Below are 10,987 nucleotides of genomic sequence, written 5' to 3'. Positions count from 1 at the left end.
CAGATTGGCGAGCGCGATCGCATAGCCGCGCCCTTCCTCACCCAGCAGCGACTCTTCGGGAACGAAGCAATCCTCGAACCGCAGCGCACAGGTGTCGGACGCGGTCTGGCCCAGCTTATGCTCCACCTTGTCGACGATATAACCGGGCGTGTCGGTGGGAACGAGGAACGCGGAAATGCCCTTCCGCCCAGCGGCCGGATCGGTGACGGCGATCACCATCGCCACCCCGGCGATCCGGCCCGAGGTGATGAACTGTTTGGCGCCGTTCAGCCGCCATCCGCCATCGACCCGCGTCGCGGTAGTACGGATCGCGGCGGCATCCGATCCGGCATCGCTTTCCGTCAGCGCGAACGCGCCGATCATCCGGCCCGAGGTGAGCTCGGGCAGCCAGCGCGCCTGTTGCGCGGGGGTGCCGTCCTTCAGGATACCCGAGACCATGATCGAATTCTGGATCGACACGATCGTCGACAGCGCGCCGTCCGCCGCGGCGATCTCGATCAGCGCCAGGGCGTAGGAGACGTAATCGGCGGCGGCGCCCCCGGCATGCTCGGGCGCGGTCATGCCCATCAGGCCAAGCTGCGCCAGATCCTCGAACAACTGCCGGGGATAACCCCCATCCTCCGCGAAGCGCGCGCTGTGCGGACGGATCTGTTCCTGCGCCATTTCGCGCACTGTGTCGCGTATCGCGCGCTGCACATCCGAAAGAATCATGTACGGATCCGACCATTATCTACTCACGAGTAGATTGCATTCCGATCGGTCGCATGTCAACTTGGGGTATGGCATCCCCGGCCGATCCCTTGTCGCCGACCTCGCCCTTTCCGGACCGTGCGCAGCGGCAGGCGAACCGTGCCGCCAAGCGTGAGGCGCTGCTGCTCGCGGCGGTGCGCATGTTCAACGAGCGGGGCTTTCACGACACGTCGCTGGACGAGGTCGCGGCCAGCCTCGGCGTGTCGAAGCCGACGATCTATCACTATCTGGGCAACAAGGATCAGGTGCTTCTGGAGTGCGTCCTGATCGGTCTGGATCAATTGCGCGAGGCGGCGGCGATCGCGTCCGCGCGGCCCGGGCGCGGTATCGACCGGTTGCGCGACTTCCTTATCCGTTATGCGCGGATCAACATGGACGATTTCGGCCGCTGCGTCATCCGAACCGGCGACGAGGCGCTGTCACCGGAAAGTGCCACGCGGTTCCGGGCATTGAAGCGGGAGATCGACAGCGCGCTACGCGATCTGATCGTTGCGGGCATCGCCGACGGCTCGGTCGCGCCAGCCGATACGCGACTGCTGGCGTTTACCCTGGCGGGCGCGCTGAACTGGCCCGCCCGCTGGTTCGCGGCTGACGGGCCGCTCAGCGCGCAACAGGTGGCGGAGCAGATGGTGGACCTGCTGGTCGCCGGGGTCGCGCCGCGCTGATCCCTGCCGCGCCTTCCGGCCGTTCGATCAGTCTCGACCCGGCGTCGCGGCGACGGCGTTGTTCTATCCGAACAGCCCGATCCGATCGCGCGAGCCCGCTATTTCGCGACGCCTGATCGAAACGCTATGGCGACGACGAGTTTCACCGCAGCGGCAAGGCGATGACATGGCGATCATTCTGTACGGCATCCCCAATTGCGACACGATGAAGAAGGCGCGTGCGTGGCTCGACGCGCATGGTGTCGCCTACACGTTCCACGACTATAAAAAGGCGGGCGTCGACCCGGCACATCTCGATCGCTGGATCGAGGCGAGGGGGTGGGAGGCGCTGCTCAACCGCTCCGGCACCACCTTTCGCAAGCTGCCGGAAGCGGAGCGGGCCGGGCTGGACGCCGCCAAGGCGCGCGCGTTGATGATCGCGCAGCCATCGATGATCCGGCGCCCCGTGCTGGCGCATGACGGGGGGATCGAGGTGGGTTTCACGCCGGATCGTTATGCCGCCTTGTTCGCGGGCGGTGTGCCGGCCTAGGCTGTCCGACGAATGGGGAGGGGCAGGATGCGCGGACCGTGGTGGTACAAATCGCTGGTGATCGTGTTCACATTGTGGGCGATCATGGGGGTCTATGCATGCGTGCAGCAGTTCCGGCTGGGCGAGGACGCCATGGGGCCCGCGAGCGACTATGATCGTGCGCTCTTCACGGGGCTGCCGGTCTGGTACATGGCGGATTATGCGGTCGCGACCGGCTGCGCGTTGCTGGGCGGGCTGGCGCTGCTCGCGGGATCGCTGATGGCGATCCCGTTGCTGACGGTGTCGCTGGTGGCGGTAATGATCCAGTTCGGCTGGTTGTTCGCGACCAGCGATATCATCGCGGTGAAGGGCGTCTGGGTGATCTATTTCCCGTTGATCATCCTGGCGGTCGCGGCGTTGGCGCTCCGCTTGTCCCACATGGCGCGCCGGCGGGGATGGATCGGATGAGCGCGACGGGGTACCACCGCCTCATGTCCACGACCTTCACGATCGACACCGCCACCAGCCGCGCCAACCCCGTCGCCGCACCAATGAAGCGATTGACCGTGCCGGCGGTGCGCCAGCGCAAGGCGGCGTTGACGAAGGGGCAGGGCGAGCCATTGGTGATGCTGACCGCGTATACGGTGCGGATGGCGCAGTTGATGGACCCGCATTGCGATCTGCTGCTGGTCGGCGACAGCCTGGGCCAGGTGATCTACGGCCTGCCCTCGACGGTGCCGGTGACGCTGGCGATGATGGCGGCGCATGGCGCGGCGGTGGTGCGCGGCAGCTATCACGCGGTGGTGGTGATCGACATGCCGTTCGGCAGCTACGAGGCGTCGCCGCAACAGGCGTTCGAGAGCGCCGCCTATCTGCTCAAGGAAACCGGCGCGGCGGCGGTCAAGCTGGAGGGCGGGGTGGCGATGGCGCCGACTGTCGCGTTCCTGTCCGAGCGGGGTATCCCGGTGATGGGCCATGTCGGGCTGACGCCGCAGGCGGTGAATGCGCTCGGCGGCTATGGCGCGCGCGGCCGCAGCCAAGAAGAGGCGGACAAGATCATCGGCGATGCCCGCGCCGTGGCGGCGGCGGGCGCCTTCGCGGTGGTGATCGAGGGCGTGGTGGAGACGATCGCGATCGCGATCACCGATTCGATCGACGTGCCGACGATCGGGATCGGTGCCTCGGCGCGGTGCGACGGGCAGGTGCTGGTGGCGGAAGATATGCTGGGCCTGTTCGAGCGTGTCCCGCGCTTCGTGAAACGCTACGCCGATATGGCGGGGTTCGTCGGCGACAGCGTGCGCGCCTATGCCGCCGAGGTGCGCGAACGGTCGTTCCCGACGGCCGATCAGGTGTACGCCCCGCGCGACTGAGCCGCGGGGCTATCGCTCGCGGCGCGGTTCTTTCGTGTCGCGGCTCTTTCGTTTCGTCGCCGGGACGGCTACATCGCGTCGCTCCCGTCCCATCCCCTTTTTGATCCGGAGTGATCGGTGGCCCTGACGCCCCAGAGCAACGAAGCGTTCCTGCGTGAAGTCGACGACGAGTTGCGGCGTGATCAGGCGCTGCACATCTGGCGTCATTACTGGCGCTGGATCATCGCCGCGATCGTCCTGGTGCTCGTTGCCTTCGGCGGGTTCCTCTACTGGCAGCATCGCAACGAGGAAATGGCCGGGCGCGAGGGCGAACAGCTGCAGAAGGCGTATGACGATCTGCAGGCGGGCGATACCAAGGGGGCCTCGGCGCCACTGGCGCAGCTCGCGCAATCGAAGCGTGACGGCTATCGCGCGCTCGCAATCTTCACCCAGGCGGATCTTCTGTTGCAGAAGAACGACCTGAAGGGGGCCGCGGCCAAGTTCGCCAGCGTCGCCAATGACGGATCGCTAGCGCAGCCGTTCCGCGATCTGGCGCTGATCCGGCAGACCAACGCGGAATTCGACACGCTGAAGCCTGAGGTCGTGGTGGAACGGATGCGCCCGCTGGCGGTGGCGGGCAATCCCTGGCTGGGCAGTGCGGGCGAGCTGACCGCGATCGCCTATCTGCGTCAGGGGCGGCGCGATCTCGCCGGGCAGATGCTGTCGCGGATCGCCGCCGACAGCGACGTGCCCGCCACGCTGCGTCAACGTGCGGTTCAGATGGCCGGCTCCATGGGAGTGGCACCCGCCGGGAACATCGTTCCCAGCGCCAACAAGGAATTGACGAAGCAATGAAAACTCGGTTCGCGACCGGCCTAGCGCTTGCCGCGCTGGTGGGGCTGGGCGGGTGCGGCGTGTTCAAGGGCGCGCCGAAGAAAACGCCGACCGTAGGCCAGCGCGTGCCGATCCTGATGTCCGAGAATCCGGCCGAGGTCGACAAGGCGATCGCCAACGTCCAGGTGCTGTTGCCGACCGCGGTCGCCAATGATTCCTGGAGCCAGCCGGGCGGCAATGCCGCCAAATCCATGGGGCATTTGTTGGTCGGCGCCAGTCCGCGGCGGCAATGGACCGCGCGGATCGACGGCGGCGACAATCGCGCGCGGCTCGCTGCCGCGCCGGTGGTGGCGGACAACAAGCTGTTCGCCGTCGATGTGGATGCGACACTCCATGCCTTCACCGCCGATACCGGCGCGAAATTGTGGTCGAAGTCGTTGTCGGACAGCGACGAAAACCGCAGTGCGCGGTTCGGTGGGGGCGCTAGCTACGACGATGCCAAGGTCTATGCCACCGACGGGCTGGGCGATGTCGTCGCGGTGAACGCGGCGGATGGCGCGATATTGTGGCGGGCCAAGCCGGGCGGCCCGCTCCGCGGGGCGCCGACGGTCGCCAATGGGCAGGTCTATGTCCTCAGCCAGGACAATCAGATCTATGCGCTGGATCAGACCAACGGCAAGGTCGTCTGGACGATGAGCGCGAGCCTGGAGACGCAGGGCGTCTTCGGTGTCGCGGCCCCTGCGGCCAGCGCCGGGACGATCGTCGCCGGGTTTTCCAGCGGCGAGTTGAACGCCTATCGTTACGAAAATGGCCGGACGCTGTGGCAGGATGCGCTGTCGCGCACCTCGATCACCACCTCGGTATCCAGCCTCGCGGACATCGACGCCGATCCGGTGATCGAGGATGGCCGTGTCTATGCGATCGGGCAGGGCGGTCGCATGGTCGCGCTGGAGATCGCCACCGGGCAGCGGCTGTGGGAACAGAATCTCGCCGGTATCTCGACGCCGTGGATCGCGGGCGAATGGATCTTCGCGGTGACCGATGACGCGCGCGTCGTCTGCCTGTCCCGCGCCAATGGCAAGGTGCGCTGGATCAGCCAGTTGCGGGCGTTCAAGAACGAGAAGAAGCGCAACAATCCCTATACGTGGTTTGGCCCGGTGCTGGCGGGTGACCGGCTGTGGCTGACCAATTCGCGCGGGGAGATTGTCGCGCTGTCGCCCGGCGATGGCACGGTGCAGATGACGATCGAGGGCAAGGATCCCTATTCGATGGCGCCGATCGTTGCCAACCAGACGCTTTATACGTTGAGCGACAAGGGCACGATCGCCGCCTATCGGTGATCACGCGCGGTTGTCCTGACGACGATTGGGACGTAGGCGGGGCGTATGTCCCGTCTTCCCACCGTCGCGATCGTCGGCCGTCCCAATGTCGGCAAGTCGACGCTGTTCAACCGCCTGGTCGGCAAAAAGCTGGCACTGGTCGATGACCGGCCCGGCGTCACCCGCGATCGCCGTGAGGGCGACGCGCATTTGCTGGGCCTCGATTTCCGGATCATCGATACCGCCGGTTACGAGGATGAGGATCCCGATACGTTGCCCGGCCGGATGCGGCAGCAGACGCAGGCGGCGGTGGACGTCGCCGATGTCGCGCTGTTCATGGTCGACGCCCGCGCCGGGATCGTCCCGCTGGACGAAGAGATCGCCCGCTGGCTGCGTGGCGCGTCCACGCCGATCGTGCTGGTCGCGAACAAGGCCGAGGGGCGCGCCGCGGAGGCGGGGCTGATCGAGGCGCTGGCGCTGGGCTTCGGCGATCCGGTTCAATTGTCGGCGGAGCATGGCGAAGGCATTGCCGATCTGTTCGAGGCATTGCTGCCGCACCTCGACGGGCTGATGCCCGAGGAGGAGGCCGAGCAGGCCGATATCGACGATCCTGCCGCGCCCCTGAAACTGGCGATCGTCGGCCGTCCCAATGCGGGCAAGTCGACGCTGGTCAACCGCATCCTGGGCGAGGATCGCATGATCACCGGGCCGGAGGCGGGGATCACGCGCGATTCGATCGCGATCGACTGGGTATGGGAAGGCCCCGATGGCCCGCGCGAGGTGCGGCTGATCGACACCGCCGGGATGCGAAAGCGCGCCAAGGTGCAGGATAAGCTGGAGAAGCTGTCGGTCGCCGATGCGCTGCACGCGGTCGATTTCGCCGAGGTGGTGGTGCTGTTGCTCGATGCGACACTCGGCCTTGAGGCGCAGGATCTGCGGATCGCGGATCGCGTGCTGGAGGAGGGGCGCGCGTTGGTGATCGCGCTCAACAAATGGGACGTGGCGGAGAATCCGTCGAAGCTCTTCAACGGCGTTCGCACCGCGCTCGACGAAGGACTGGCGCAGGTGCGCGGGGTGCCGCTGCTGACGGTATCGGGGGCGACGGGCAAGGGCATCGACCAGTTGATGGCGGCGGCCTTCGCCACGCGGGAGGCATGGTCGCGCCGGGTGGGGACGGGCGAGCTCAATCGCTGGTTCGAGCGCGCGATCGAGGCCAATCCGCCGCCCGCCCCCGGGGGCAAGCGCATCAAGCTGCGGTATCTGACCCAGGCGAAGACCCGTCCGCCGGGCTTCGTGCTGTTCGGCACGCGCGTCGACGAACTGCCCACCAGCTATCAACGCTATCTTATCAACGGCATCCGCCGCGAGCTGGGATTCGGCGCCGTGCCGGTTCGCCTGATGCTGCGCGCACCAAAAAATCCTTTTCGCAGCTGACCTTTACGTCGCAGTCACCTTTTTACGGCAGCATCGATCCGTCGCGTTGGAACGGAAGATCGATGGGTGCGCCGTGGTGGAGCTAGACGAGCAGTTGATCGACCGCGCGGCCCTGGCGCGCGCGCGTGCCGAACTGGGGAACGCCTTCGCGCGCATCCTGGGCTATTTTCGCGAGGACGGTCCGGCGTCGGTGCGCGCGATCGAAATGGCGATGCGCGATGGCCAGGCCGCGGCGATCGTGGTCCCTGCGCATACGCTGAAGGGTGAGGCGCGGCAGTTTGGCGCCCATGCATTGGGGGATGCGGCGGAGCGTATCGAGGATCATGCCCGCCGCTGTGTCGAGCGCCATGAGGCGCCCGATGAAATCATCCCCGATGTCGCCGCCCTGCGCACGCTGTTCGAGCGGACGATGTCGGCGATCGACGGCCAGTGCAATCCTGTCAGACCACGCCAGCCGGTCGTCTTCGGTCGTCGTAGCGGTTGAGGCACTCCCCCCGCGAACCATGGATGATGGGTCACGCGGGGAGGTGCGCATACCGCGTCGACGGTTGCAACCGGGCGCCCGAAGCGACGCTTACGCCTTGAGATAAGGCGCGGCGCCGCTGGCGGGTTTGTCATGCTCGCTGATCGAGTTGAGCTGGATGTAATTGGGCACGCCCATCCGCTCGATCATCTCGAACTGACGCTCCAGCGTGTCGACATGCTCTTCCTCGCTGGCGAGGATCCGCGCGAACAGTTCGCGGCTGACGAAGTCCTTCACTTCCTCACAATAAGCGACTGCCGCCTTGAGCTGGGCCACCGCCTCGATCTCCATCGCGAGATCGGACTTGAGCACTTCCTCAACCGTTTCGCCGATGCGCAGCCGTCCCAGCAACTGGAAATTGGGCAGACCGTCGAGAAACAGGATGCGCTCCGCCAGCCAGTCGGCGTGCTTCATTTCGTCGATCGATTCGTGCCGCTCAAACTCGGCCAGCTTGTAGACGCCCCAGTGATCGAGCAGCCGATAGTGCAGCCAATATTGATTGATCGCCGTCAGTTCATTCTTCAGCGATTCGTTTAGGAAATCGATGACCTTGGGGTCGCCCTTCATGCATGCCTCCAGTCGGGAATGGCGGCACGATAGCGCGCGTGGCACTTGGAGGACAGTCAAAAAACCGCAGAAATCCGCGGAAAATGGCGCTTGCGAGCGCTACGCAGCAGCACGTTCCTGTTCGATGATGGCGCGGGCATAGGGCACGCATTGCCCGCATTTCGCCTGGCATCCGACGCTGCGATACGCCTGGCAGGCCGTGGTCGCGCCCGAGCGCGCCGCTTGGCGAACCTGACATTCTCGTATCGCATTGCAAACGCAGACGACCATTGAGGATCCCCCAAAGACTGATCCCTGCGTAGCGATAATGAGAATGTCTCGCAAGCCTATTTGCGTCGCGTTCGCATTTAGCGCCGGCGGAATGGCTGGATCTTCCAGCCGGCGAGGGAGCGCCACGCCCATTCCAGCGGACCATAGGCGTATCGCTCCAGCCACGGCCGCGACCATGCGAGCATCAGCATCCAGGTAACCGGGGCCAGCCAGTAGAGATCGGCGCGCGAGAGCGTGCCGAAGCGGTGCGCGACCGTGAAGAACAGCAAGGCCAGGATCGACGTGCCCAGATAGTTGCTGAACGCGGCACGGCCGGCGGCGGCGACCCGGCGCGAGATCGCGCCGTCGCGGCGATATGCCAGCAGCGCGAGCGCGACATAGCCCAGCGCGGTCAACGGTCGGCCGATTGGCGCCAGCACGATCGAGGCGAGGAACACCTGCCGCGCGGCGAAGCCGCTGGCGATCGTCTGCTGCGCGAGTAGCGCATAGACCGGGAGCGTCACGACCAGCGTCGCGATCGCGATGCGGCGGTAAGCGGCGCGTGACCAGCGCCCGGTGAGGAAGCCCGAGCGATAGGCGGCCATCCCGAGCAGCATCGCGCTGAGCGTTTGCGCCCCGAAGACGTACAGCCCCTCCAGCGGCGATCCCGCATGCGCCAGGCGGTAGTCGGTCGCGGTGGTGAGTGAGGTGCGATAGGCGGCCACTTCGGCCAGCACGTCCATGCGCGGCGGCATACCGAAACCGCGCACGATTTCCGCGTGCAGCGCGGGGCTGGCGGGCAGTCGTCCGTAAAGCGACGATGCGATGGCGCCGACCGATGCGACGTCGATCAGCAACAGGGCGATGCTGGCGAACAGCAACAATCGTATCGGCAGCCGGATGAAGAGCAGCGCGATCATCCCGACCAGCGCGTAATGCGTGAGTATGTCTCCCCACCAGATCAGATACAGGTGGATGCAGCCGATCGCGAAGAGCGCCGCCATGCGTGCGCCGTGAACGCGCCAGGCCGCCACGCCCTGTGTCGCGGCGCGATCGATCACCAGCAGCATCGATGCGCCGAACAGCAGGGAGAACATCGCGCGCATTTTCCCTTCGATCAGTACGAAGGTGACGAACCACGCGGCTCGATCCGCGCCGTTATGGCCGCCCCAGGCCAGTGGCGAGAAATAGGCCGCGGTCGGCAGGCCGAAAGCGGGCAGGTTGGCCAGCAGGATGCCCATCACCGCGATGCCACGGATGAAGTCGAGCTGGTCGATGCGGGGGGAGGGGCGATCGGTCATCGGCGGGGCATGCGTGGGTCCTGTCGTGTCGCCGCGATGCCTTCACAAGATGGCGGCGGCAAGGCGATGGAGACCCTGCCGCCCGCTATCTGCCGATGCTATCTGCCGATGAACGTCGCCGGGCGCTTTTCCATGAACGAGCGGATACCCTCCTGGAAGTCGTCGGTGCGGAACAGCGGTAGCAGCTGTAGATAGACGTGCTGGACGTGCGTATCGAAGCGTTCGTCCATCCCCATGCGCATCATCCGCTTCGACGCCTGTACCGCCAGCGGGGCGTTGGCGGCGATCTCGGCCGCGATCGCGCGGGCGGTGGCGGGGACATCGGCGGTGGCGACGACATGGTTGGCCAACCCGAGTTGCAATGCCTCGTCCGCGGTCAGCGTCCGGCCGGTGAAGATCAGCTCGGCTGCCTTTGCCCAGCCGATCAGCCGCGGCAGCAGCCAGGTGCCGCCCGATTCGGGCACGACGCCGCGCTTGACGAACGCTGCGGCCAGCTTGGCGTCCTGTGCCATCACGCGGATATCGCAGCCGATCGCGATATCCATGCCATAGCCCGCCGCCGATCCGTTGAGCGCGGCGATCACCGGCTTATCCATGGCGAACAGCACCGTCGGCGGGGCGGCGCGCAGATCGATCGTCGGGGGATGCGCGGCGGCGGCGGAGCCGATCCCCTCGCCTCTGGAGGCGCTGGCGAGGTCGAGACCGGCGCAAAACGCCCGCCCGGTGCCGGTCAGGATGACCGCGCGGACATCGGGATCGCCGTTCGCCCGGGTGAGCAGCGCGCCGAGCAGGTCAAGCATTGGCGCGGAGATGGTGTTCATCCGCTCCGGCCGGTTCAGCGTCAGCGTCGCGATATGATCCGCAACCGCGTACCGGATATCGTCGTCGTCGCCCACAGGCCTCTCCCTCTCCTCGATCGCGGCAGCGTGGCACGCCGCGGCCTCAGGGGGAAGCGCCCGCGCCACTGGCCCGCCGACGCCCGGTCGGTCAGCGGCTCATTCCTGTTTGGCGAGCCACTCCTCCAGCCATTTGATCGTATAATGGCCGTCGCGGAATTCGGGATCGTCGAGCAACGCCTGGTGCAGCGGGATGGTGGTCTTCACCCCCTCGACCACGAATTCCTCCAGCGCGCGCCGCAAACGGCGCAACGCGCCCTCGCGGGTGGTGCCGTACACGATCAGCTTGGCGATCATGCTGTCGTAATAGGGCGGCACCCGGTAGCCGGCGTACAGCCCGCTATCGACGCGCACGTGCATGCCGCCGGGGGCGTGATATTGCTTCACCAGCCCCGGCGAGGGCGCGAAGGTGCGGGGATCCTCGGCGTTGATGCGGCATTCGATCGCATGGCCACGGAAGATCACATCCTCCTGACGCAGCGTCAGCGAATGCCCCTCGGCGATGCGGATCTGTTCGCGCACCAGATCAAGTCCGGTGATCGCCTCGGTCACCGGATGCTCCACCTGCAGGCGGGTGTTCATCTCGATGAAG

The 10,987-nt window shown here is 66.3% G+C and carries 13 protein-coding genes and 1 pseudogene; 8 read left to right on the top strand and 6 right to left on the bottom strand.

Annotated features, from left to right (window positions below; translation table 11 throughout):
• Nucleotides 1-711: acyl-CoA dehydrogenase family protein (locus ACFDSW_RS11620; protein WP_375250452.1), on the bottom strand; the 711-nt coding region annotated here is incomplete at its 3' end.
• Nucleotides 712-779: 68 nt separating this feature from the next.
• On the opposite strand from ACFDSW_RS11620, the gene ACFDSW_RS11615 reads away from it, so the two are divergent.
• From ACFDSW_RS11615 to ACFDSW_RS11580, 8 genes are all read left to right on the top strand, one after another.
• Nucleotides 780-1,415 (top strand): TetR/AcrR family transcriptional regulator, encoded by a 636-nt coding sequence (locus ACFDSW_RS11615; protein ID WP_375250451.1) that lies wholly within the window; start codon nucleotides 780-782, stop codon nucleotides 1,413-1,415.
• Between the two features lie 166 nt (nucleotides 1,416-1,581).
• Complete coding sequence (locus tag ACFDSW_RS11610) at nucleotides 1,582-1,944, top strand: ArsC family reductase (RefSeq protein WP_375250450.1); 363 nt, start codon at nucleotides 1,582-1,584, stop codon at nucleotides 1,942-1,944.
• Between the two features lie 27 nt (nucleotides 1,945-1,971).
• The gene (locus ACFDSW_RS11605; RefSeq protein ID WP_375250449.1) at nucleotides 1,972-2,391 is read left to right on the top strand and encodes a hypothetical protein; all 420 of its coding nucleotides are present in this window, start codon (nucleotides 1,972-1,974) and stop codon (nucleotides 2,389-2,391) included.
• A gap of 23 nt (nucleotides 2,392-2,414) precedes the next feature.
• Complete coding sequence (gene panB, locus ACFDSW_RS11600; RefSeq protein ID WP_375250448.1) at nucleotides 2,415-3,293, top strand: 3-methyl-2-oxobutanoate hydroxymethyltransferase; 879 nt, start codon at nucleotides 2,415-2,417, stop codon at nucleotides 3,291-3,293.
• Between the two features lie 117 nt (nucleotides 3,294-3,410).
• The gene (locus ACFDSW_RS11595; RefSeq protein ID WP_375250447.1) at nucleotides 3,411-4,127 is read left to right on the top strand and encodes a tetratricopeptide repeat protein; all 717 of its coding nucleotides are present in this window, start codon (nucleotides 3,411-3,413) and stop codon (nucleotides 4,125-4,127) included.
• Nucleotides 4,124-5,446: a PQQ-binding-like beta-propeller repeat protein gene (locus ACFDSW_RS11590; RefSeq protein WP_375250446.1), complete on the top strand. Its 1,323-nt coding sequence runs from the start codon at nucleotides 4,124-4,126 to the stop codon at nucleotides 5,444-5,446. The genes ACFDSW_RS11595 and ACFDSW_RS11590 overlap by 4 nt, the downstream gene beginning before the upstream one ends.
• Before the next feature lie 45 nt (nucleotides 5,447-5,491).
• Nucleotides 5,492-6,859, top strand: a complete 1,368-nt coding sequence (der, locus tag ACFDSW_RS11585; protein WP_375250445.1) for a ribosome biogenesis GTPase Der — start codon at nucleotides 5,492-5,494, stop codon at nucleotides 6,857-6,859.
• Between the two features lie 73 nt (nucleotides 6,860-6,932).
• Nucleotides 6,933-7,343 carry an Hpt domain-containing protein gene (locus ACFDSW_RS11580; RefSeq protein WP_375250444.1) on the top strand — a complete coding sequence of 137 codons (411 nt, stop codon included), beginning with the start codon at nucleotides 6,933-6,935 and terminating at the stop codon, nucleotides 7,341-7,343.
• Between the two features lie 90 nt (nucleotides 7,344-7,433).
• Here the strand turns inward: ACFDSW_RS11580 and bfr are convergent, their stop codons facing one another.
• The 5 genes and pseudogenes from bfr to ACFDSW_RS11555 form a co-directional block, all read right to left on the bottom strand.
• Nucleotides 7,434-7,949, bottom strand: a complete 516-nt coding sequence (bfr, locus tag ACFDSW_RS11575) for a bacterioferritin (RefSeq protein WP_375250443.1) — start codon at nucleotides 7,947-7,949, stop codon at nucleotides 7,434-7,436.
• A gap of 99 nt (nucleotides 7,950-8,048) precedes the next feature.
• Nucleotides 8,049-8,219: a bacterioferritin-associated ferredoxin gene (locus ACFDSW_RS11570; RefSeq protein WP_375250442.1), complete on the bottom strand. Its 171-nt coding sequence runs from the start codon at nucleotides 8,217-8,219 to the stop codon at nucleotides 8,049-8,051.
• A gap of 77 nt (nucleotides 8,220-8,296) precedes the next feature.
• Nucleotides 8,297-9,499, bottom strand: a complete 1,203-nt coding sequence (locus ACFDSW_RS11565) for a DUF418 domain-containing protein (RefSeq protein WP_375250441.1) — start codon at nucleotides 9,497-9,499, stop codon at nucleotides 8,297-8,299.
• Between the two features lie 98 nt (nucleotides 9,500-9,597).
• Nucleotides 9,598-10,395 carry an enoyl-CoA hydratase/isomerase family protein gene (locus ACFDSW_RS11560; protein WP_375250440.1) on the bottom strand — a complete coding sequence of 266 codons (798 nt, stop codon included), beginning with the start codon at nucleotides 10,393-10,395 and terminating at the stop codon, nucleotides 9,598-9,600.
• A 99-nt stretch (nucleotides 10,396-10,494) separates the two neighbouring features.
• Nucleotides 10,495-10,987, bottom strand: a pseudogene (locus tag ACFDSW_RS11555) (acetyl-CoA carboxylase biotin carboxylase subunit); the annotation flags it as partial.

The organism is Sphingomonas sp., assembly GCF_042091075.1.
Classification (GTDB): Bacteria; Pseudomonadota; Alphaproteobacteria; order Sphingomonadales; family Sphingomonadaceae; genus Sphingomonas.
The sequence above is the reverse complement of the archived record's forward strand: the minus strand, read 5'-3'. Positions and strand labels throughout refer to the sequence as shown.